This is a genomic window from Streptomyces sp. enrichment culture, from assembly GCF_964272855.1.
GTDB lineage: Bacteria > Actinomycetota > Actinomycetes > Streptomycetales > Streptomycetaceae > Streptomyces.
Genome location: NZ_OZ186847.1, coordinates 2,202,285 through 2,225,040 on the forward strand (window position 1 = coordinate 2,202,285; position 22,756 = coordinate 2,225,040).

General features: G+C 70.3%; 19 protein-coding genes. 8 read left to right on the forward strand and 11 right to left on the reverse strand.

Annotated features, from left to right (window positions below; all coding sequences use genetic code 11):
• Positions 1-536: 536 nt before the first annotated feature.
• The 3 genes from ACSU6L_RS09345 to ACSU6L_RS09355 form a co-directional block, all read right to left on the reverse strand.
• Positions 537-2,708 (reverse strand): serine/threonine protein kinase, encoded by a 2,172-nt coding sequence (locus tag ACSU6L_RS09345; protein WP_437055412.1) that lies wholly within the window; start codon positions 2,706-2,708, stop codon positions 537-539.
• Positions 2,709-3,010: 302 nt separating this feature from the next.
• Positions 3,011-3,694: a hypothetical protein gene (locus tag ACSU6L_RS09350; protein ID WP_437055414.1), complete on the reverse strand. Its 684-nt coding sequence runs from the start codon at positions 3,692-3,694 to the stop codon at positions 3,011-3,013.
• Positions 3,695-3,719: 25 nt separating this feature from the next.
• A complete protein-coding gene (locus ACSU6L_RS09355; RefSeq protein ID WP_437055416.1) occupies positions 3,720-3,929 on the reverse strand; it encodes a hypothetical protein in 210 nt (69 codons plus the stop codon).
• A 703-nt stretch (positions 3,930-4,632) separates the two neighbouring features.
• Between ACSU6L_RS09355 and ACSU6L_RS09360 the strand changes: the two genes are divergently transcribed.
• The 4 genes from ACSU6L_RS09360 to ACSU6L_RS09375 all read left to right on the forward strand — a co-directional run bounded on the left by ACSU6L_RS09360 (position 4,633) and on the right by ACSU6L_RS09375 (position 7,832).
• On the forward strand, positions 4,633-6,048 hold the full coding sequence (locus ACSU6L_RS09360; RefSeq protein WP_437055418.1) for a hypothetical protein: 1,416 nt from the start codon (positions 4,633-4,635) through the stop codon (positions 6,046-6,048).
• Positions 6,045-6,680 (forward strand): FxLYD domain-containing protein, encoded by a 636-nt coding sequence (locus ACSU6L_RS09365; RefSeq protein ID WP_437055420.1) that lies wholly within the window; start codon positions 6,045-6,047, stop codon positions 6,678-6,680. Before ACSU6L_RS09360 ends, ACSU6L_RS09365 begins: the two co-directional genes overlap by 4 nt.
• A 472-nt stretch (positions 6,681-7,152) precedes the next feature.
• Positions 7,153-7,437 (forward strand): hypothetical protein, encoded by a 285-nt coding sequence (locus tag ACSU6L_RS09370; protein WP_437055422.1) that lies wholly within the window; start codon positions 7,153-7,155, stop codon positions 7,435-7,437.
• A complete protein-coding gene (locus ACSU6L_RS09375; protein ID WP_437055424.1) occupies positions 7,434-7,832 on the forward strand; it encodes a PIN domain-containing protein in 399 nt (132 codons plus the stop codon). Before ACSU6L_RS09370 ends, ACSU6L_RS09375 begins: the two co-directional genes overlap by 4 nt.
• Before the next feature lie 197 nt (positions 7,833-8,029).
• Here the strand turns inward: ACSU6L_RS09375 and ACSU6L_RS09380 are convergent, their stop codons facing one another.
• Positions 8,030-9,496 (reverse strand): HAD-IC family P-type ATPase, encoded by a 1,467-nt coding sequence (locus ACSU6L_RS09380; protein WP_437055426.1) that lies wholly within the window; start codon positions 9,494-9,496, stop codon positions 8,030-8,032.
• A gap of 366 nt (positions 9,497-9,862) precedes the next feature.
• Between ACSU6L_RS09380 and rpmF the strand changes: the two genes are divergently transcribed.
• Entirely contained in the window at positions 9,863-10,033 is a 171-nt protein-coding gene (rpmF, locus tag ACSU6L_RS09385) for a 50S ribosomal protein L32 (protein WP_437055428.1), read from the forward strand.
• Positions 10,034-10,039: 6 nt separating this feature from the next.
• Positions 10,040-11,200 carry a GTP-binding protein gene (locus ACSU6L_RS09390; RefSeq protein WP_437055430.1) on the forward strand — a complete coding sequence of 387 codons (1,161 nt, stop codon included), beginning with the start codon at positions 10,040-10,042 and terminating at the stop codon, positions 11,198-11,200.
• A 615-nt stretch (positions 11,201-11,815) separates the two neighbouring features.
• On the opposite strand, the gene ACSU6L_RS09395 is transcribed toward ACSU6L_RS09390, so the two are convergent.
• Together ACSU6L_RS09395 and ACSU6L_RS09400 are read right to left on the reverse strand one after the other, a co-directional pair.
• Positions 11,816-13,156: a class I SAM-dependent RNA methyltransferase gene (locus ACSU6L_RS09395; protein ID WP_437055432.1), complete on the reverse strand. Its 1,341-nt coding sequence runs from the start codon at positions 13,154-13,156 to the stop codon at positions 11,816-11,818.
• A 103-nt stretch (positions 13,157-13,259) separates the two neighbouring features.
• Complete coding sequence (locus tag ACSU6L_RS09400) at positions 13,260-15,308, reverse strand: APC family permease (protein WP_437055434.1); 2,049 nt, start codon at positions 15,306-15,308, stop codon at positions 13,260-13,262.
• A gap of 423 nt (positions 15,309-15,731) precedes the next feature.
• Here ACSU6L_RS09400 and ACSU6L_RS09405 point away from each other — a divergent pair, with 423 nt between their 5' ends.
• Both ACSU6L_RS09405 and ACSU6L_RS09410 read left to right on the forward strand, forming a co-directional pair.
• Entirely contained in the window at positions 15,732-16,403 is a 672-nt protein-coding gene (locus ACSU6L_RS09405) for a potassium channel family protein (protein WP_437055436.1), read from the forward strand.
• Positions 16,403-17,080 (forward strand): potassium channel family protein, encoded by a 678-nt coding sequence (locus ACSU6L_RS09410; RefSeq protein WP_437055438.1) that lies wholly within the window; start codon positions 16,403-16,405, stop codon positions 17,078-17,080. Before ACSU6L_RS09405 ends, ACSU6L_RS09410 begins: the two co-directional genes overlap by 1 nt.
• Positions 17,081-17,187: 107 nt before the next feature.
• On the opposite strand, the gene ACSU6L_RS09415 is transcribed toward ACSU6L_RS09410, so the two are convergent.
• The 5 genes from ACSU6L_RS09415 to ACSU6L_RS09435 all read right to left on the reverse strand — a co-directional run bounded on the left by ACSU6L_RS09415 (position 17,188) and on the right by ACSU6L_RS09435 (position 22,756).
• Entirely contained in the window at positions 17,188-17,922 is a 735-nt protein-coding gene (locus tag ACSU6L_RS09415) for a DUF3159 domain-containing protein (protein ID WP_437055440.1), read from the reverse strand.
• 3 nt (positions 17,923-17,925) lie between these two features.
• Positions 17,926-18,324, reverse strand: coding sequence for an OB-fold nucleic acid binding domain-containing protein (locus ACSU6L_RS09420; RefSeq protein ID WP_437055442.1), 399 nt, complete (start codon positions 18,322-18,324; stop codon positions 17,926-17,928).
• 115 nt (positions 18,325-18,439) lie between these two features.
• Positions 18,440-19,156: a response regulator gene (locus tag ACSU6L_RS09425; protein WP_437055444.1), complete on the reverse strand. Its 717-nt coding sequence runs from the start codon at positions 19,154-19,156 to the stop codon at positions 18,440-18,442.
• On the reverse strand, positions 19,150-21,732 hold the full coding sequence (locus ACSU6L_RS09430) for an ATP-binding protein (RefSeq protein WP_437055446.1): 2,583 nt from the start codon (positions 21,730-21,732) through the stop codon (positions 19,150-19,152). Before ACSU6L_RS09430 ends, ACSU6L_RS09425 begins: the two co-directional genes overlap by 7 nt.
• A gap of 262 nt (positions 21,733-21,994) precedes the next feature.
• Positions 21,995-22,756, reverse strand: a complete 762-nt coding sequence (locus ACSU6L_RS09435) for a DUF3710 domain-containing protein (RefSeq protein WP_437055448.1) — start codon at positions 22,754-22,756, stop codon at positions 21,995-21,997.

Genomic DNA, 22,756 nt, shown 5'->3' on the forward strand with positions numbered 1-22,756 from the left:
GAGTTTTTGACGAGTTCATGACACAACCACGTGCGGGCTCGACACGTTCGTCATATCGAACACCGGCCGCAATATCGATCAACTGAAGGATAGGGAACCAGTAAACGGCGTCAAGACCTCTCGCAAGTATCGCTTCCGACCTCGAAACATTTCGGAGGAGGAGCCCGCGTAACGCTACTGGTCGAGGCGGACCGCGAAACACCGGGCGACAGGCCACTGCTGTCTGCACTGGTCACCGCCCACGGCGGTGACCGGCCGCACCCGCTCTACCGGCAGGTCCTCTTCAACCTGGACCGGCCGGCGCCCCCGCCCGAAGGGCTCTTCACGCACTGGCGCATGGCACTGCGTCGACACTCGGAACAGCGCTGAAGCGAACGTGGTGCTGAGATCGCCCCGGTCCTCCGAGCCACACCTTGCGCAGCTCAAGAGGAGGCCGATGTCGAAGGGGGCTGGACAAGAAGTGGCATCACCGACCGCTGGGGCACGCAACCGCACCCCGGTAGGACCGTACGACCCGAATCCGATCTGCCGCAGCGTCAGAGCGTCCAGTCCGGCAGGCGCGGATTGCCGACGGCCCCGGGGACGTCGCACGACGGGCGCAGTTCCTTGTAGGTCTTCGCCTCGTCGTAGCTGAGGTCGGTACCGTACCCCCATCGGCCGTAGGCATCGGCCAGTGCGACGCACACGGCCTCGCTCTCGGTGTCCACGGTTCCTGGATCGAGCTGTTCGGCACCGTTCACGGCGGCATCGAAGCAGTTGGCGAGGGCGCCGTGATCGTCACCCGGCTCACCGCTCGCGGCCGCCTTGTCCAGGGCGACAACGGCGTCCGCGCAGTCGCGTGGCATCTTCGTGGCCTCGAAGCCGATCCCCGCGATCAGCTCGTCCACTTCCGCCTCCGTGGCCCTGTCGTGCTTCCCGTACGTGTAGAGGACGTATTTGCTGTGCGGAAGCCACCACACGCGGTGGGTGCTCTTGCGTGAGCCGTCGTAATCGGGGAGTACATCGGTATCGAAGGTCCAGTTCATGGCCCTCTCGCCGCCGATGCCGGTCAGTGGCCGCTCCTTGACGGAGATCACCGACTCGTCGGTGAAACTCATGCCGTCCTCGCTCTCCACGGACCACATGGCACCGGAATCCAGCTGCCCCTCGCGGATCTGATCCAACGTCAGATGCGGGGAGTAAAGGATCCGTACGCCTTTGTCGGGGTCACCGTGCAGAGAGAAGTCGGCGCTGGTCGCCACGGTCGTCGTCGCCTGCGTCTCCTCCCAGGCGAATCCGGAGTCCGTGACCTCGTCCCCCGTCTCCAACTCCAGCTCGGAGTCGGCGGGAAGGGTGACGTGCAGGCCCCCGAAGAGGGAAACCGGGTCCGGCTCCTGCTCGGCAACAGCCTCCTCCGCGTCCGGCGAGGCGCCCACGAGGGGAGCCGCGGTGGTCGCGTCCGGACTTGGCGTCTCTCGCTCGGGCTCGGCTGTCGTACTGGCGTCGGACTGCCCCTCAGCGACTTCTCCGTCGTTGTTGCCGGCCGTCATGCCGGCCGCGACACCCCCGGCGGCGGCGCCCACGATCACGGCGGCGGCCAGCGTGTAGGAGACGACCCGGCGTCGCGTACGGCGTCCGACGGGCGCGGAGCCAGGGGTGGGAGGCGGCGGGGAGGTGGGGGCGGGTGGTACCGGCCGCATGTCCTCCGCAGCCGTGGATGACGTCCGCTTTCCGGGGCTCTCCGGACGAGCGCGTGCGCGTTCCTCCCATGGCGCCCGCGGAGCGGGCGGTTGCTCGTCGGCAGGCTCCTCGTCGGGTAGCGGAACCTTCCAACGCGCGCGGTCCGGCGGCACGGTGACGTCGGTGTCGGTACCGAGCCGCCCTGGTCCGCGATCCAGGGGCCGCGTGTAGGCCATGGTGGGGAACACGGCGGTACCCGTCGGCCCGTACGCGGCGGCCGTCCGTTCGGCCAGCTCCGCCGCGCTCGGACGCCGGTCGGGCTCCTTGTGCAGGGCTTCGCGGACCAGGGCCAGCAGCCCGTCGGGGACGCCCTGCAGCGAGGGCGCAGCGCTGACGATGCGGTGGGTGATGCCCGTGAGTGCGCCGAAGGGGTGAGAGGCGGCAGCGGCGTAGGCAACCAGCAGGCCCCACGCGAAGATGTCGCCGGCCGGGAGGGTGGTGCCGTCCGTGAGTTGCTCCGGTGCCATCCAGCCGGGAGTTCCGGTGGTCACCGACGTCGCGGTGATGGCGGTGCCGTCCAGGTGGTGGGCGATGCCGAAGTCGACGACGCGGGGTCCGTCGGCCGCCAGGAGCACGTTCGTCGGTTTGAGGTCCCGGTGGGCGACCCCGGCGCCATGGATGCAGGCGAGCGCGTGGGCGACGGCCGCCGCGAAGGTCAGCAGATTGTCCGAGCGTATGGGCCCGGCGTCCCGGACGTGCTGCTGCAAGGTGTTGCCGTGGATGTAGGCGGTCGCCAGCCAGGGCAGCGGGGCGTCCGGGTCGGCGTCGACCAGCGGAACCAGATAGGGGCCGGTGACTTTGCGGAGCATGGCGGTCTCGCGACGGAAGCGCGCCCGGTGAGCGGGGTCATCGGCGAAGTCCCGGTGCAGGACCTTCACGGCGAGGGGGAGCCCGCCGTCCGCGTCGGTCGCGAGGTAGACGGTACCCATGCCGCCGCTGCCGAGGTGCCGGGTCGGCCGGTAAGGGCCTATGCGTTCGGGCAGGTTCACTGGTACGGCCCGCCCTTCGGCACACGGGACGACTGTCCGGCAGACAGCGTCTGCCCCCGAAGACCGCACGGATGCGTCATGTACCCCCCAGGCGTGTCCAGCCCGCGACCCCCTCGCAGACACCCGACGAGCCCCCCTCGTCAACGGAGCCACTCTAGTACCCGCCACCATCCGCCATGCCCGCTCCGCCGACGGTGCAGCTCGGTGCCCTTGAACGCGGAACGCGATCCGTGGGCGGCCACGGCCTCCTCCGGGCAGAGGAACGGCCGCCTGATCACAGTCGATTCCGCATACGCCGACGGCTACGCGGGATCCAGCACCGGCTTCTCCGGGAGCCCGCCGTTCTTCTCACAGCCCAGTTCCTTGGCCATGGCCAGCGAGAAGGAATGAGCCACGGTCGCATAGGCGTCCTTCAACGCCTCGGTGTCACCTTCAGGCTCCGTCGGCGTGCCCCAGCGTTCCACGCCGATGCCGACGTGAGCCGCCTCATTCATGGAGTTGGAGAACTTATCGCTCCGGCACGCGAACCGGACCGACGCCCTGTTCGCCGCCGCCAGGGTGCGCTCCCCCATGTTCAGCATGGTGAATTCCGGGGCCGGCGCTTCCGTCGGGGAGTCGCCATACAGCCGCCAGGTGACTCGGATCGCGAAATCCGCCTTACCGCCGGCCGTGTAGATGCGACAGACGTCGTCGCGCCCGCCGGTGGCGGCCGGAAACGCAGCGACCAGGTTCGTAGCGGCCTGCGCGACGGTGGACTTCTCCGCCGTCGTCCCGAACCGCGACGTCCCCATGATCACCTTGAGTGCCTTGGACGCCTGGGCGGACACGGCGTCACCACCGCACACTTGCGTTCCCGCCAAGGCCTTGTCGGCCGGCTCCTCGTCTCCGTCCCCGCCACAACCGGCGGTCGCGAGACCCAACAAGCCGGTCACGGCCGTGGCAAGGAGTCCAACGCGTACCGACCTACGACTGATCACTATCCGCATCCTTACGTGCCCTCGGCCGCCGACCTCAGCCCGTCTCCGAGCCGCTTCCCTGCTGTTTCGCCCGGTCGTTGCCCACCCCGTAGCCCAGCAGCATCGATTCGCGAAAGTTCTGCGCGCACGTGCTGCTCTCGGGGTCCGGGACGTGCCGCAGCAGGAATTCCTCCATCGGTGCCTCGGCCAGGGCCTCACCGGTGGAGAAGATCTCCATTCTCTCCTCGTCGGTGAGCTCCTCCACTTCCGCTGACTTGGTAATCCCGCATCTCCTGAGTCTCCGGCCCGAAGTCGCCCTGACCGAAGCGGAGTACCAACGCGGCGCCTGTCGCGCCCCGACGAAGTCCCCCCAGAGCGCCCTCCGCCTTGAGCAGTCGGTGCTCAGCCGGGCGCCGCGAGAACCGGTCCTCATCGAGAACGGCAAGAGCCGCGTCCACGGCGACGGCGAAGTCCCCGGCGTCTTCCGGTACCTCCGGCTCGGCGGCATCAGAAAGTGCCCGCACCCAACCGATGCACGGTGACACATTTTCTCCACGGACTGGTGCAACCTTTTCCACATCCGGGGAGTCCACGTCTACATGCACGCGTACGTCCTGAACGGGCAGGCCCAGCCGGGCCAGCTCACCCGCAGACGGGCCTGCGCGACCTGCCCGAGCCCAAGCCTGTCCGCGTTCCGCACGAAGGTCTGCTCGGGCGCGACGCCGTTCGCCCAAACGCCGGAAGCTGAGCCAGCAGCCGGCGGCTCTCAGGCCGGACACCCCCGCCCAGCCCACTGTCCGATCGTCACGCCGCCCACCACTCACTTTCAGCGAGAACAAGCGATTCCCGGATGGAGCGTTGAGGAAAGTGCTGGTACTCGGTGGCGCCGCAGTCGCCTTGGGTGTGGCTTTTGTCGGCGGCAGGGTCATGGCTGAGAGCAACGACAGTCCCGAAGAGACCCCGGGGGCTTGACTTTGATCAACCGCACCACCCCGACGCGGGACGGCAGCACCCCCCTCCCGCAATCCCCGGCAGAGATACGCGCCCAGCGCCGCCGCACCATCGAGCCCATACGTGCCCTCCGCCGCCTTCTGAGCAAGCGCGGCGCCTTCGAGGTGGCCGACCGCCGTCGGCTGAACCGGGAGGCGAGCCACCGCAAGCGGGCGGAGACCACCCACACTGAGACGCTGCACCGCATCGATGAACAGCAGGCGCGGCAAGAGCGGTCCCTCACACACGACTTGAGCAGCCTTGACGGCAAGCGTGAGCAGCAAGAGGCACAGGCCCTTGCCGTCCTGCGCCGTGAGTTCATCGAGCGGAGGCTCAGGAACACGCCTCTCACCGTGAGCGAGCTCAACGGCCTCGGTACCGGCCTGATCCGCGACCTCGCCGCCCAGGGAATCAGCACCGCCGCCGACTTCACCCATGTGACATGGGACAAGGCACCCAACGGCAAGGGTGGCGACGTCCTCTACATCCACCGCACGGACGGGCACCGGGTCCACATCAACGGCATCGGCCAGCACCGCAGCCGCCCCCTGATGGAGTGGCGGCGGGCCGCCCTCGCCCGCGCCGAAACCCGTGCCCCACGCACACTCCCCCCGGACGAACGTCACCGTATCTCCGAGATCACCGAGGCGGAACGCGCCCGGCTCCGCGAGGAATTGACCAAGACCGCCCGCGCGGCCGATACCGCCCGCAGCGAGGCCGGGCAGCTCCACGCCGAGACCCTCGAGCGCCTCGCCACCACCGAACGCGATGCCGCCCGCCTCGCCGCGGAGCGCCGGGCCGAGTTCGACGCGATGGCGGAACAACTCCTCGCCCTCCAGTCGGAACTCTCCGCCCACATGGACCGCTACGGCGACGCCGGCCTGCGCATCCGCCGCGCCCAGCGCCGCGCACTCCGGCCGATCCCCGACGTCCCCACCCTCCCCGCGATCCCCTCTCCCCGCTCACCGGTCGGCCTCGCCGACAAGACCGACGCGGCTCCCGCCCCCACCCTCAGGGACCGCGCCGGCCTCGGCTGGCTGCTGCCGATCCTCTACTTCGGCTTCACCACCGTCGGCGGCGTGGGCGAACTCGCCGACAACACCGCTCCTGTCGGGCTGATGATCTCGTCCCGGCTGGTCGCCCTTGCTACCACGACGGAGCTTCTCCGCCTGTGGGTCCCCCGCAGGCGGCGCCACACGCCAGGCCCGATGCCCTCCGGAATCGGCTGGCAAACCACCGGGGTGTTCCTCGCGCTCGCCGCCGCCGGCATGTTCGCGGACGAGAAGTCCGACATGTTCGGGGCCGCCTGCGCCCTCTCCGTACTCGCCGCGCTGCTGCTTCTGGCCGGAACCGGCCTCCGCATCCGCCCGCCCGAGTCCGTCCAATCCTCATGACAAGGCAGAACAAGTTGAACGACAAGGCACCCCAGCAGCCGGAACCCCAGCCCACCATCTCCGAGCCAGAACTCGTGGGGTCCTCGCTCCCCCCGATGCCCCCGGCACCGCCCACGACCCCCGGGCCCTGGAGCGCCACCTCACCGGGCCGTCGACGTAAGCGTGCCCTTATCGCCGGCGCCGCCGCGCTCCTGCTCGCGGGTGGCGGCATCACCTGGTGGGCACTGACCCGCGACGGCGACCCGATCGACCACGTCGAGATCTCCGGCGGCAAGCTCGTCACCGACGACAGCGACTCGTACAGCGACAGCGAGGACTGCGACGACACCGACGAGTTCGCCTACAACGACTGCGACTACAGCGACTCGGAGGACGAGGTCTACGAGTTCATCTACAAGATCACCAACAAGGGGGACGAACCCGCCAACTACTCCGTCATCCTCAACGCCTTCGACGAGGACGGCGACTACGTCGGCCAGACCTACATCGGCTCGACCCACCTGGCCCCCGGCAAGACCGACGCCGACGAGAGCGAGTTCGACGAGTACACCACCCTCGAAGACGGCCGCGAGCTGTCCGACATCAAGTCTGTGAAGGTCGCCTACGTCGAGCGCATGGCCCTGGCCAACTGATCCGGCGTGCCGGTGGCCCCGGTGGTTCCGCAACAGCGCGACCGCCGGGACCCGCTTCAGCTTCCGGCGGCGTACCGGACGAACCGCGCCCAGCCCTTCCGCCCGACGGCGAAGTCCGGGCGGTTCTTGGAACGAGCGTCACCCGAGCGCCAAGAATTCTTCGACACCGTGTTGGCGACGACGGAGGCCTGATTGCCCCACAACCGAAAAGCCCAGGTCAGTCCCTCATCTTGGGGCTGCTCAATCACTCCACCTGTTGCATCGCCGGAAAGTGGTCGAGCGACCCACTGAGGGCACACCCGCAGGTCAGAGGCTCGCGAGACGCAAAACGGACTCGAGATCAATGTGCATAACGGGCATTACGTGCGCTGCGCGCGAGCTTTCGACGCACCCAGGAGTGCGTCGAGGCAGCCCGAGCCCCGATCGCAGCAAAGTTCTCGCCGAATAGCATTCCAAATGCCATACTCGTGTCATGCCTGACGAAGACACCGACTTCCCTCCTGGCGACGGCCCCACCAGCGGCATCTCCGTCTCCCTGACCGCCGGCACCCTGCAAGCGATCCGTGAGCGGGTCGGCAAGCGGGGCGTGTCCGCTTACCTGGAGAAGGCCGCGCAGCGGCAGATCGAGCGCGACAACCTGGACGAGCTGATCGCCGACTTCGACAAGCTCCACGGCCCCGTCGATCCCGAGGCCGTCGCCGCCAAGCGGGCCAAGCTCACCGGCGGCACCTCCTCGGATGCCGGGGCGGCCGCGTGAGCGGCGCGCTCATTCTGGACAGCGAGGGCCTGGCCAAGGCTGTGCAGCGGGACCGCGAGGTCCATGAGTGGCTCACCGCCGCCCGCGACGCCGACCTTCCGGTGACCACCTCCGCCGCGGTCCTCGTCGAGGTGATCCACCCCCGGATCAACGACGTCGCCCTGAAGTGGACGCTGTCCCGGCTGCGGGTCGAGCCCGTCACTCAGGCCCTCGCCCAATCCGCCTCCACCCTGCTACGCGCGGCCGGGCTGCACGGCCACAAGTACGCCATCGACGCCATGCTCTGCGCAACAGCCCTCGCCCAGCCGGGCCGCGTCACCATCCTGACGTCCGACGTCGAGGACATCACCATCCTCACCGCCGACCACCCCCATGTGACGGCAGAGAAGATCTGAGGGAGTCCCCCGCGCAGGATCTCGCCCGCCGAGTGGCGCGGCAGCTGTAGCCCTGCGACCCCTTACTCAGAGGCCCGCAGCCTCTGCGGGAAGCTCTATCCGGACGTATCGGCGGCCGGTGGGCGGAATCCGGCTGCGGGGCATGAGTCAGCGCACGCGGCGCTCCTCCAGGGGTGCCGCGTGCAGGAACTCGTCGCTCATGTGCGGCAGGTGGGATGTGTGGTTGACCAGGCGGGCGGAGTTGCCGACGACGGCGATGCTGCTGGTGTCGTGGAGCAGGGCGGCGAGTACCGGGTCCATGGAGCCGCCGGCGCCCGCGACAAGGCCGAGCAGGTTGACTCCGATGGCGAGGCCGTAGTTCTGCCGTACGACGCGCAGGCTGTGGCGGCTGAGCTCGACGACCGCGGGGACCTGACGCAGGTCGTTGCCGGCGAGGGCGAGGTCGACGGTCTCCAGGGCCACGTGCGAGGAGCGTTCGCCCATCGTGATGCCGACGTCGGCCAGGGCGAGGGCCGGGGCGTCGTTGGTGCCGTCGCCGACCATCGCGACGGTGTGACCCTCGGCCTGGAGAGTGCGATCAGCTGGAGTTTGGCCTCGGGCAGGGCGTGGGGGTGGAGCTCGGTGATGCCGAGTGCGTCGGCGACGACCTGGGCGGTTTCCGGTGCGTCGCCGGTGAGCTGGACGAGCCGGGAGACGCCGAGGTCGCGCAGCTGCTGTATGACGGTGTCGGCGCCCGCGCGTACGGCGTCGGAGACACCGAGGAGGCCGATGAGGTCGGCGTCGTGGGCCACGCAGATGACGGTCTCGCCGCCGCGGCGGAGGTGGTCGGTCCAGTCCTGGGCGGCGTCGGTGAGCTCGATGCCGTGCCGGCGCAGCAGGGTGGGGCTGCCGACGAGGAGCCGGGTGCCGTCGAGTTCGACGCGCATGCCCATGCCGAGGACGACCTCGCACGCCTGGTGGAGGGGGACGTGCAGGTGCTGTTCCTCGGTGTGGGCGACGATGGCCTGGGCCAGCGGGTGGCGGGCGTGGAGTTCGCCGGAGGCTGCCAGGCTCAGCACCTCGTAGGCGCCGAAGCGTTCGCTGAGGGTGACGACGCTGGTGACCAGGGGCTTGCCGAAGGTCAGGGTGCCGGTCTTGTCGTAGACAACGGCGGTGACCCGGCCGATGCCTTCGAGGTGGGTGCCGCCCTTGATGAGGGTGCCGCGGCGGGCGCCGTTGCCGATGGCGGCGCTGATAGCGGTCGGGGCGGCCAGGCCGGCGGCGCTGATAGCGGTCGGGGTGGCCAGGCCGGCGGCGCAGGGGCAGGCGATGAGCAGCATCGTCATCGCCCGGCGCGCATCGCGGGTGACCGCGTACGTGACGGCGGCCAGGGCGAAGGAGACGGGGACGAAGCGCTGGGTGAGGCGGGCGGCGACCGTCTGGATGGGGGCCCGGTCGGCCTGGGCCTCCTCGACCCGCGTGATGATCCGGCCGACCGTCGTGTCGCGGCCGACGAAGTCGGCGCGGACGGTCAGCGAGCCGGAGGTGACGATGGTGCCGGCGTGGACGTGGGCGCCCTCGCGTGCGTATACCGGCAGGGCCTCGTCGGTGACGGCGGCCTGGTCCACCAGGGCCTCGCCGCCGACCACATGGCCGTCGGCGGGGATGCGGTGGTGCTCGTACACGGCGACTGTGTCGCCGGTCGGCAGGCACCCACCTCGATGTCCGCGAGGCCGACCGTTGGCTGGAGGAGTCCGACACCGGCGCCTGGGAAGCCGCCTCCGCGCAGCGCCGCACGCTCTCCTGCTGGCTCTGGGACGACTACTGCGGCGAGCGGCGCAACGAGACCAGATTCACCGGCCACGGTCTCGACGTCGAACGCATCACGGTCGCACTGGACGGTGCGCTGATCACCGATGCCGAGCTGTCGCTGGGCCGCACGGCCTGGAGCGGGTGGCACGACCCACTCTTCAGCCACGCAGAGCCAGATTGAGAATGACATCCATTTCCATATAGCCTCTAGGGGCCACTACCGACCGAGGAGTCTCACGATGGCCGTCCCCAAGCGGAAGATGTCCCGCAGCAACACCCGCCACCGCCGCGCCCAGTGGAAGGCGACCACGCCCCAGCTGGTGCCGATCACGGTCGACGGCGTCGTGTACCGGGTCCCGCAGCGCCTGGTGAAGGCGTACGAGCGCGGCCTCATCCACCCTGAGGGCTGAACGCGCATGACGCCCACCGACCGCCTGCCAGTCACGGTGCTCTCCGGGTTCCTCGGCGCCGGCAAGACCACGCTGCTCAACCATGTCCTCGGCAACCGCGAAGGGCTGCGCGTCGCGGTCATCGTCAACGACATGAGCGAGGTCAACATCGACGCCGCCCTCGTGCGCGGCGGCGAGGCGGCCCTGTCCCGTACCGAGGAGCGGCTGGTCGAGATGACCAACGGGTGCATCTGTTGCACCCTGCGCGACGACCTCCTGGAGGAGGTCGACCGGCTCGCCCGCGAGGGCCGCTTCGACTACCTGATCATCGAGTCCAGCGGCATCTCCGAGCCCATGCCCGTCGCCGCCACCTTCTTCTTCCCCCGGGACGACGGCGCCACCCTCGGCGACCTCGCCCGCCTGGACACGATGGTCACAGTCGTCGACGCCGCGAACTTCCTTACGGAACTCGGAGGCGGCGACGAACTCGCCGCCCGCGGCCTGGATCAGTACGAGGACGACGAGCGCACCGTCAGCGACCTCCTCATGGACCAGGTCGAGTTCGCCGACGTCATCGTGCTCAACAAGCTCGACCTGATCGGGCCGGACGAGGCGCGCCGGCTCCGCGCCACCCTGTCCCGGCTGAACCCGGCAGCCCGTATCGTCCCCGCCGTGCGCGGACAGATCCCCCTCGAACACATCGTGGGGACTGGCCTGTTCGACGTCGAGAAGGCCCAGCAGGCCCCCGGCTGGGTGAAGGAACTCAACGGCGACCACGTGCCCGAGACCGAGGAGTACGGCATCTCCTCGCTCGTCTTCCGCTCCGAACTGCCCTTCCACCCCGGACGGCTGTGGACCTTCGTCACCACGGGCCTTGACAGCGGCACGTTCGGACGGGTCCTGCGCTCCAAGGGCTTCTTCTGGCTCGCCAGCCGGCCCCGGGTGACCGGACTGTGGTCCCAGGCCGGCGCCGTCGCCCGGTTCGAACCGTCCGGCACCCGCGGCCCGGAGACCACGCAAGGCCAGGAACTCGTCTTCATCGGCACCGGCCTGCGCACCGACGCCCTCCGCGCGGCGCTCGATGCCTGCCTGCTGGCACCGGGCGAGACCGTCCCCGCCGACGACGACTTCCCTGCCTGGGAGACGTACGGCGTCGACGACGCCTGCGAGCACGAGCAGGCGGCCTGAAAGCACCAGACCCGCACACTCCGGGCCGGACGGTGGTCGCAGCCACGGCACCGTCCGGCCCGGCCCCAGAAGCGCATCCGCTGGAAAGCCGCCATGGCAGAAGCTCGCGCCCAGTATGCCGAGGCATACCGCGTCAGGCACTTCGAGGCGCAGGAAGCGGCTTGGCGCCAGGCCACTCGACTGACGGAGTACGTGGGCGCCGTACGCACGCGCGTCGGGGCCCTGCCGCCGGACCAGGCCAGGACCGAAGCCGACGCATGGATCAGCTGGGCAGCAGCCACTGTCGAGCGCCTCGACCCGCTGAGCTCACCACCCCGGTTGCCCGACGTCCCCGAACCGCGAGCCGACGACCTCAGGCCATTCCTCGGGCACTGGAGCCCCTACGGTCCCACCTGCTGAGCGCCCACTCCGCCACACGTCCCGGCCGATCTTCCTTCAAGATCCCGCAAAGCCAGCCCTCGGGAGCATGCCTCCCACCCAGCACGACCTGCACGATCATCCATCTGACGCCCCATCAGAACGAGCGTCAAATGAGCGTCGCGAGCGTCATTTCAGCGTCACGATATCGCCCGTAACGCCCGCGCCACACATAATGCGCACACGCAAAACCGCAGCTCAGGAGCCCTTCGCGGCCGGTTCTAGGATCGCGACACACTCAACGTGATGCGTCATCGGAAACAGATCGAACACCCGCAGCGTCCGCACCCGGTACCCCCCGTCCCGGAAGTACGCGATGTCCCGGGCCAGCGCCGCCGGATCGCAGGCCACGTAGGCGATCCGCCGGGCGCCGAGGGACGTCAGGTGGGAGACGGTCTTGCGGCCCGCGCCCGCGCGCGGCGGGTCGAGGACGATGAGGTCGACCTCGGTGATGCCGGTCCTCGGCAGGACGCTCTCGACCTTGCCCTGTTCGATGCGGACGCGCGGGAAGTCGGCCAGGTTGTGGCGGGCGTCCTCGACCGCGCGCTTGCCGGACTCGATGCCGAGGACCGCGCCCTGCTCGCCGAGCCGGTCGGCGAGGGCGCCGGCGAAGAGGCCGACGCCGCAGTACAGGTCCAGCGCCGTCTCGCCCTTGCGGGGCAGCAGGCCCTGCATGACGGCGGTGACGAGGGTGTCCGCCGCCTTCGGGTGGACCTGCCAGAAGCCGCCGCTGCCGACGCGGTGGGTACGGCCGTCCGCGCGCTCGCGGACGAAGGGGCGGCCGTGGACGCGGTGGACGCCGCCGTCCTTCTCCCCGACGCGCATGACGGAGACCGGCCGGTCGAGTTCGACGATCGGCAGCCGGGCGCCGGGCTTCGGGGTCAGGATGACCTGGCGGTCCTGGGAGCCCGTGGCGGCGATGGCTTCCACCGATTCCATGCCGGTCCAGTCGCGCTTCTCGATGCCCAGCTCGCTGACGCCCTCCGCGGCGATCATGCAGTGGTCGATGCGCTCGACCTCGTGCGAGCGGTGCTTGCGCAGACCCGCGTGGCCCTCGGCGTCCACGGCGTACTGCACTCGCGTCCGCCACTGCGGCACCTGTCCGGCGGGCAGCTTGTCGCCCTCGGCCGGCATCACCGTGCCGTCCCAGCCGGCCTCCTCGGGCGTGAGGCCCGCGAGCCGCTTCAGCTGTTCGGCGACGACCTCGCCCTTCATCCGGCGCTGGGCGCCGGGCTTGGCGTGCTGCCAGTCGCAGCCGCCGCAGCGGCCGGGGCCGGCGAAGGGGCAGGGGGCCTCGATGCGGTCCTTGGACGGGTCGAGGATCTCGACGGCGTCGGCGCGCAGGAAGCGAGCGCCTTCCTCGCCCTCCGTCACCCGTGCCACGACCCGCTCGCCGGGCAGCGCGTGCCGGACGAAGAGGACCTGGCCGGCGTCGGTGCGGGCGATGCAGTGGCCGCCGTGGGCGACGGGCCCGATCTCGACCTCGTACTCCTCGCCGACCAGCGACCCCGCCTGCGTTTTCTTCGGTTCTGCCTGCATGGCGGGGTGACTCCAGATTCGGGATCGGGAACGGGGACGGCCGGCTGACGGGCCTGTCCAGGACCGGACAACAGCCCACCAGTCTACGTCGTCCCCGGCCGAGTCATTCCCGCGTGCTGGACTCCTTCGCCCGCTCCTGCGCGGGACCGCGCCGCACCGAACCCGGCGCGTTCCATTCCGACCGCTTGCGGGCGCGCTGCTTCGCCGCCTCGGAGGAGGCGAGCTGGTACGGCACCGAGGTCACCATCACGCCCGGCGTGAACAGCAGCCTGCCCTTGAGGCGAAGGGCGCTCTGGTTGTGCAGCAGATGCTCGTACCAGTGGCCGACGACGTACTCGGGGATGATCACGGACACCGCGTCCCGCGGCGACTCGCGGCGCAGGCTCTTGACGTACTCGATGACCGGCCGGGTGATCTCGCGGTACGGCGAGTCCAGCACCTTCAGGGGTACGTCGATCCCGCGCCGCTCCCACTCCTCGCGCAGCGCCTTGGTCTCGGCCGGGTCCACGTTGACGCTGAGCGCCTCCAGGGTGTCCGTGCGCAGCAGCTTCGCGTAGGCGAGGGCGCGCAGGGCGGGCCGGTGGATCTTGGAGACCAGGACGACGGAGTGGACGCGGGACGGGCGGACACTGTCGTCGCTGGGGCCGTCGGGGGCGGCGAGTTCCTTGGCGACGTGGTCGTAGTGGCGGCGGATCGCCGTCATCGTGCCGTAGAAGATCACCATGCCGAGCAGGGCGACCCAGGCGCCGTGGCTGAACTTGGTGACGAGGACGACGACCAGGACCACGAAGGTGAAGAACGCGCCGAAGGCGTTGATCGCCCGGGAGCGGATCATGTGCCGGCGCTTGCCCTGGTCCTTCTCGACGGCCAGGTGGCGGTTCCAGTGGCGGACCATGCCGGTCTGGCTGAGCGTGAAGGAGACGAACACGCCGACGATGTAGAGCTGGATCAGGCGCGTGGAGTCGGCCTCGTAGATCCACACCAGCAGCGCCGCCGCTCCGGCCAGCAGCACGATGCCGTTGGAGAAGGCGAGCCGGTCGCCGCGGGTGTGCAGCTGCCGGGGGAGGTAGCGGTCCTGGGCGAGGATCGAGCCCAGCACCGGGAAGCCGTTGTACGCCGTGTTGGCGGCCAGGAACAGCACCAGCGCGGTGGCTGCGGCGAGCACGATGAACAGGAAGCTGCCGGCACCGAAGACGGCCTCGGCGACCTGGGAGATCACCGGGTGCTGGACGTAGTCCGCGCCGACCGGGACGCCGTTGTCGTACAGGTCGTGGGCCGGGTTCTCGGCCATCCGGACGTTTGAGACCATGGCCAGGCCGATGATCCCGCAGAACATGGTGACGGCGAGCAGGCCCATCAGCGCCAGCGTGTTCGCCGCGTTCTTCGACTTGGGCTTGCGGAAGGCCGGGACGCCGTTGGAGATGGCCTCGACGCCGGTGAGCGCGGCACAGCCGGAGGAGAAGGCGCGCAGCAGCAGGAAGACCAGGGCGAATCCGGCCAGTCCCTCGTGCTCCGCCTTGATCTCGTACCCCGCCGTGGGCGCCCGCATGGTCTCGTCCAGGACCAGCCCGCGGAACGCGCCCCACACGATCATGACGAAGACGCCCGCGACGAAGACGTACGTCGGAATCGCGAAGAGCGAGCCGGACTCCTTCACGCCGCGCAGGTTCATCAGCGTCAGCAGCAGGATCACGGCCATCGCGCAGAACACCTTGTGCTCGACGACGAAGGGGATCGCGGAGCCGAGGTTCTCGATGCCGGAGGAGATCGAGACGGCGACGGTGAGGACGTAGTCGACGAGCAGCGCGCTCGCGACGGTGAGGCCGGCCTTGGGGCCGAGGTTGGTGGTGGCCACCTCGTAGTCGCCGCCGCCGCTCGGGTACGCGTGCACGTTCTGCCGGTAGGAGGCGACGACCGTGAACATGAGGACGACGACCGCGAGCGCGATCCAGGGGCTGAAGTGGTAGGCCGACACGCCCGCGATGGACAGGACCAGCAACACCTCCCCCGGCGCGTACGCGACGGAGGACAGCGGGTCGGAGGCGAAGACGGGAAGTGCGATGCGCTTCGGCAGGAGCGTTTCGCCCAGCCGGTCGCTGCGCAGTGCGCGCCCGATCAGGATCCGTTTGGGCACGTCGGTCAGTTTGGACACAACAGAGGATCGTAAGCCTTCGAACAGGGAGCCGCCCACCCGCCACCCTCGTCTGCCCCCCGAGTGAAATCGGACGGAGGCACGCTCCACCTGCAACGGACGGGGCGTCATCCATGTCTATATGACAAAACGCCCGCCCACGTCGTCGTCATCACGTGTTCATCGCCCCGAAAACCCTAACGATTTCTTGACGGTCACCGGAGGACCCATGTCCAGCACAGCGGAGCTGATCGGCGCCACCGCCACCCTCATCGGCCTCGCGATCCTCACCCTGGTCAGCGTCTGCAGCATCAGCCGCCGCTGACCTCGGTACGGACCGGGCACAGGGGGTGCCGTCCGCGGACCGCGCGTGTGTAGCTTGGTCCGCGGTCTGAGACCCTGTTCAAGCCAGGTTCGACAACTCTTGACATCGGAAGGACGGTCGTGCACATCGTCATCATGGGCTGCGGCAGAGTGGGTTCCGCTCTCGCCCAGACCCTGGAGCAACAGGGGCACACGGTCGCCGTGATCGACCAGGACCCCACCGCCTTCCGACGCCTGGGCTCCTCGTTCGGTGGCCGCCGGGTCACCGGGGTCGGCTTCGACCAGGACACCCTGCGCGAGGCGGGCATCGAGGAGGCCGGCGCCTTCGCCGCCGTCTCCAGCGGCGACAACTCCAACATCATCGCCGCGCGGGTGGCCCGCGAGATGTTCGGTGTGGAGAACGTCGCGGCGCGCATCTACGACCCCCGCCGCGCCGAGGTCTACCAGCGCCTGGGCATCCCGACCGTGGCCACGGTCCGCTGGACGGCAGACCAGATGCTGCGCCGGCTGCTGCCGTCCGGTTCCGAGCCGCTGTGGCGGGATCCCACCGGCGGGGTCCAGCTGGCCGAGGTGCACGCCTCCGCCGCCTGGGTCGGGCACAAGATCAGCAGGCTCCAGGAGGAGACGGGCGTCCGCGTGGCGTTCCTGACCCGGCTCGGCGAGGCGATCCTGCCCACGTCGCAGACGGTGCTGCAGGAGGGTGACCTGGTGCATGTGATGATGCGCTCGGACGAGGTCGAGAAGGTCGAGGCGGCGTTCGCCCAGGGCCCCGAGAAGGAGAGCGGTCACTGATGAGGGTCGCCATTGCCGGTGCCGGTGCGGTGGGCCGCTCGATCGCGGGCGAGCTGCTGGAGAACGGCCACGAGGTCCTGCTCATCGACAAGGCGCCGACCGCGATCTCGGTCGAGCGCGTTCCGCAGGCGGAGTGGCTGCTCGCCGACGCCTGCGAGATCACCTCCCTGGACGAGGCCGCGCTCCAGCGCTGCAACGTCGTCATCGCCGCGACCGGCGACGACAAGGTGAACCTGGTCGTCTCGCTGCTGGCGAAGACGGAGTACGGCGTTCCGCGCGTCGTCGCCCGGGTGAACAACCCCAAGAACGAGTGGCTGTTCAACGAGGCCTGGGGTGTGGATGTCGCCGTCTCCACACCGCGCCTGATGTCGGCCCTGGTGGAGGAGGCGGTGAGCGTCGGCGACCTGGTCCGGCTGCTGCGCTTCAGCCACGGCGACGCGAACCTCGTCGAGCTGACCCTGCCGGAGGAGTCGGCCCTGGCCGGCACCCAGGTCGGCGACGTCGAGTGGCCGGAGGACACCTCCCTGGTCACGATCATCCGCGGCACCCGCGTCCTGACCCCCTCCCAGGAGGACTCCCTGGAGGCGGGCGACGAGCTGCTGTTCGTCGCCGCCCAGGCGCGCGAGGAGCAGCTGGAGGACCTGCTGTCGGTGCGGCGGGACGACACGACGGCCTGACGGCCGCGGGCAGTACGGAAGAAAGGGCGCCCGGATCTCTCCGGGCGCCCTTTCCTTCGTTCTGGTCGGCCGATTCCTTCGTTACGGCTGGTCGGCCGACTCCTTCGTCACGGCTGGTCGGCCGACGCCGACCTCCGCGCCGCCTCCCGCTCCTTCTCGGCCGCCTCTTCCGCCTCCATCTCGGCGAACACGTCGATCGGCGGTGGCGCCTTGGCGAGGAAGGCCCAGGTCAGCCATACGGCCAGCAGGAACGGCGGGATCTTCAGCGTGACCAGCACCCACCCGAGCTGGGTGGTGTCGGCCCACCAGTACAGCGGGAAGAGGATCGCGCACTTGGCGAGCAGGATGAGCCCCCAGGCCCAGCTGGCCTTGGTGTACGCCTTCTTGCGGCCGGGGTTGCGCTTGCGCCAGGAGAGGTTCTCCTTGAAGACCGGCCCGAGAATGAGGCCGATCAGCGGCACACCGGCGATCGCCGTGATGATGTACGCCAGCGCGAGGCCCAGCGTGTAGAGCATGCCGGGCAGATAGAAGTCCTTGGCGTTGCCGGTCATCATCGCGAAGACGACACCGAAGGCGACGCCGAAGACACCGCTGAACGCGTGCTTGACGGTGTCCCGCATGACGAGGCGGACCACGACCAGCAGCAGGGACACGCCCAGCGCGGCGATCGCCGACAGGTGGAGGTCCTTGTTGATGGTGTAGATCGTGACGAAGAGCAGCCCGGGCAGGACCGTCTCGACCGTGCCCCGCACACCGCCGAACGCCTCGAAGAGCGCGGCCTCCGTCACCGCCCTCGAATCCTGAGGGGCGTCGTCTTCGGTCGGCTTGTCGAGCGACGTCACCGGCTACTCCCGTCCGAGGGGTCTCAGTTCGTACTTGGGGTTGAACAGCACCCGCCGGCCCCGGCTCATCGAGATCCGGCCCGACGCGATCAGCTTGCGCCCCGGTTCTATCCCGGTGATGGAGCGCCTGCCGAGCCACACCACGTCCAGCGCGGCGGAGCCGTCGAACAGTTCGGCCTCCAGGGCCGGTACGCCCGCGCGCGGCCGCAGGGTGACCGTGCGCAAGGTACCAGTAACGGTCACGATCTGCCGGTCGTGGCAGTCGCCGATGCGGGTGCAGCCCGTGGTGTCCGCGTCCTCTCGCAGCTCCTCGGACTCCAGGTCCTCCTGCGACGAGGAGAGCCGGTCGAGCATGCGCCGGAACCGGCCCGCCGGCTTTTCGGAACGAGGAACAGCACTCATGCTTGAAGCGTACCGGGGCCCACCGACACCGTCGTAGCCCCGTTCCCGCAGTCCCGCAACCGCAGGCTGTCACCACCCCACCCGGGCCACGGCGCTCTTCCCCGGCCCGGCCTGGTCATTTCTCGAACCGGTACCCCATGCCGGCCTCGGTGACGAAGTGCTTCGGATGTGACGGATCAGCCTCCAGCTTCCGCCGCAGCTGCGCCATGTACACCCGCAGGTAGTTGGTCTCGGTGCCGTAGGACGGCCCCCACACCTCCTGGAGCAGCTGTTTCTGGCTGACCAGGCGGCCGCTGTTGCGCACCAGCACCTCCAGCAGATGCCACTCGGTGGGAGTGAGCCGTACGTCGCTCCCGTCGCGGTGGACCTTCTTCGCGGCGAGGTCGACGGTGAACTCCTCGGTCACCACCACCGCGTCGCCCTCGCCGCCCCCGGTGGGCTCGGCCCGGCGGACCGCGGCCCGCAGCCGGGCCAGCAGCTCGTCCATGCCGAACGGCTTGGTGACGTAGTCGTCGGCGCCCGCGTCCAGCGCCTCGACCTTCTCGTCGGAGGAGTGCCGCGCGGACAGCACGATGATCGGCACCCGGGTCCAGCCGCGCAGTCCCTTGATCACCTCGACGCCGTCCATGTCGGGCAGGCCCAGGTCGAGGACGACCACGTCGGGGTGGCGGACGGCGGCCAGTTCGAGGGCACCGGCGCCGTCGTGGGCGGCGTCGACCTCGTATCTGCGCGCCTTGAGGTTGATGACGAGCGCGCGGACGATCTGCGGCTCGTCGTCGACCACGAGCACCCTCGTGGCCGTGCGGGGTGCGGCCCCAGCCGGGCTCACCATGAGACCTGCCTTTCTGGTTCTGCGGGAGGAGGGGGACCGGGGCGACCGGGGCGTTCCGCGGCGCGGAGGGGCCCTGGACGCGTGCCTGCGGCGCGGAGACTCAGCACCATGGTCAGACCACCGCCGGGGGTGTCCTCGGCCCGCAGAGTGCCGCCCATGGACTCGGCGAAGCCGCGGGCGACCGCGAGGCCGAGCCCCACCCCGGCACCGCGCGGGGCGTCGCCGTACCGCTGGAAGGGCGCGAAGATCCGCTCCTTGGCCTCGTCGGGCACTCCGGGGCCGCGGTCGACGATCCGCAGCTCGACCCGGTCGGCGATGGCGCTCCCCGAAACCAGGACGGGCGTGCCGTCCGGGCTGTACTTGACGGCGTTCTCGACCAGGTTGGCGACCGCCCGCTCCAGCAGCCCGGCGTCGACGGCGACGATGGGCAGCGACTCGGGGACGTCCAGTTCGACGCTGTCCTCGGGAACCCCGCCCAGCGCCATCGGGACCACCTCGTCGAGGTCGGTGTCGCGGATGATCGGCGTGACCGTCCCGGTCTGGAGGCGGGACATGTCCAGGAGGTTGCCGACGAGGTGGGCGAGCCGGTCGGCGCCGTCCTCGATGCCCTGCAGCAGCTCCGCGCGGTCCTCCTCGGACCACTCCACGTCGTCGGACCGCAGCGAGGACACGGCGGCCTTGATCCCGGCGAGCGGGGTGCGCAGATCGTGGCTGACGGCGGCCAGCAGCGCCGTGCGGATGCGGTTGCCCTCGGCCAGTTCCTTGGCCCGGTCGGCCTCCTGTCGCAGGCGCTGGCGGTCCAGCACGACGGCGGCCTGGGCGGCGAACGCGGCCAGCACCCGGCGGTCCTCGGCGGGCAGCACGCGGCCGGTCAGCGCGAGCGCCATGTGGTCGCCGACCGGCATGTCCACGTCGGCGTCCTCGGGCCGGTGCACGGCTCCGCCGACGCCGGCCCGGCCGACGCAGGTCCACGGGTCGATGTCGCTCTGGCGTTCGAGGAGAGCGGCGGAGTCCATGCCGAACGTCTCGCGGACCCGCTCCAGCAGCGCCTCCAGGCTGGTCTCGCCGCGCAGCACGTTCCCCGCGAGGAAGGACAGGATCTCGGACTCGGCGCGCAGCCGGGCCGCCTGCTGGGTGCGGCGGGCCGCGAGGTCCACCACCGAGGCCACCGACACCGCGACGCCCACGAAGATCGCCAGGGCGACGATGTTCTTCGGGTCGCTGATGGTCAGCCGGTGCAGCGGCGGTGTGTAGAAGTAGTTCAGCAGGAACGAGCCGAAGGCCGCCGAGGCGAGCGCCGGGAAGAGCCCGCCGAGCAGCGCCGCCGCCACCGTCAGTGCCAGGAACAGCAGCATGTCGTTGGCGAGCCCGAGGTGCACGCCGCTGAGCAGCAACGCCAGCAGGGCCGGTCCCGCCAGCCCCACCAGCCAGCCCCAGACGATCCGGGCCCGGCCCAGCCGCGCGCGCCGCGGCCCCGGCAGTCCGCGCCCCTTGGCCACCTCGCCGTGGGTGACGATGTGCACGTCGAGGTCGGGCCCGGAGTCGCGGGCGACGGTGGCGCCGACGCCGGGTCCGAAGACGTACTGCCAGCTCTTGCGCCGCGAGGACCCCAGCACGATCTGGGTGGCGTTCACCCCGCGCGCGAAGTCGAGCAGCGCCGCCGGTATGTCGTCGCCGACGACGTGATGGAACGTTCCGCCCAGGTCCTCGACCAGCGTGCGCTGCATCGCCAGTTCCTTCGGCGAGGCGGCGGTCAGCCCGTCGCTGCGCGCTATGTAGACGGCCAGCACCTCGCCGCCGGCGCCCTTCTCCGCCAGCCGGGCCGCCCGCCGGATCAGCGTCCGCCCCTCGGGGCCGCCGGTCAGCCCCACCACGATCCGCTCCCGGGAGCCCCAGATCGCCGACACCCGGTGCTCGCTGCGGTACTCGTTCAGGTACGCGTCGACCCGGTCCGCCACCCACAGCAGCGCCAGCTCGCGCAGGGCGGTGAGATTGCCCGGCCGGAAGTAGTTGGACAGGGCCGCGTCGACCTTGTCCGGCTGGTAGATGTTCCCGTGCGCCATACGGCGGCGCAGCGCCTGCGGCGACATGTCGACCAGCTCGATCTGGTCGGCCCGGCGCACCACCTCGTCCGGCACCGTCTCCCGCTGCCGCACACCGGTGATCGACTCGACCACATCACCCAGTGACTCCAGGTGCTGGATGTTGACGGTCGATATCACGTCGATGCCGGCCGCGAGCAGTTCCTCCACATCCTGCCAGCGCTTGGCGTTGCGGGAGCCCGGCACGTTGGTGTGCGCCAGCTCGTCCACGAGGGCCACCCGCGGGCCGCGGGCCAGCACCGCGTCCACGTCCATCTCGGTGAACAGCCCGCCGCGGTACGCCAGCTCCCGGCGCGGAAGCTGCTCCAGGCCGTGCAGCATCACCTCGGTGCGCGGCCGGCCGTGGTGCTCCACGAAGGCGACCACGCAGTCGGTGCCCCGCTCCACCCGGCGGTGCGCCTCGGACAGCATCGCGTACGTCTTGCCGACGCCCGGTGCCGCACCGAGGTAGATCCGAAGCTTGCCGCGTGCCATGGCCTCATTGTCTTCCGGTCACTCCTGCCGACGCAGCGTCGACCCTACGGCGAGCGATCCCGGCAAACCGGTCGAGGGGCGGCATCGGACCGGTCTTTGACGCAACCCTGACGCCGGGGCGCCGGACTCGGCCCTGACGCCCGGGGCGCCGGACTCGACGCGGCGAAGGGCCGGGCGGAGGCCACCGCGCACGGCATGGCGCAGGCCACGGCGAAGGGCCGCACCCCTGCGGGACACGGCCCTCGTCTCGCTGTACGTCCGGTCAGCGGACCTCGGTGATCTCCGGGCCGCGCTGGAGCTGGCCCATGCCGCCGGAGAAGCGGGAACCGGCCTGCTCCTCCTGCTGGACGCCCTCGGGCACCATCTGGGCGTCGTTCGGCAGCTTCAGGACGATCGGGTCGCGGGGCGCCATCGGTCCCTCGCCGCGGACCACGACCGTGTCCCGGAAGATCTGCTCCAGCAGCCCGGCGGCCTGCGGCTGCACCGCGCCCTGCCCGGAGATCACCCCGCGCAGGAACCAGCGGGGGCCGTCCACGCCGACGAACCGCACGACCTGGAAACCGCCGGTGCCGTCCGGCAGCTGCACCGGAACCTGGGCGCGCAGCTCCCAGCCCAGCGGACCCTCGACCTCGTCGACGATGCCGCCCTGCTGGGTGATGCCGGCGCCGATCTCCTCGCGCACCTCGCCCCAGATGCCCTCGCGCTTGGGAGCCGCGAAGGCCTGCAGCTGGATGGCGCTGTCGCGCAGCACGACGGTCGCCGCGACGATCGCGTCGCCCGCGACCTCGACCCGCAGCTCCATGCCCTCGACACCGGGCACGAACAGACCGCCCAGGTCCACCCGGCCCTCGGCCGGGTCGCGGACCTCGCTGCTGTCCCAGGGACCGTCGGGCCGGGGTCCCGGCTCCAGCCGGACCCGTTCCCGGGTGCCCTCGTCCGCCTCAGTGTCGACGCTGTCGACGACCTGCTCGGCCTCGCCGGCCGCGTCCTCGGCGGCACCCTTCTTCTTGCGACGTCCGAACAC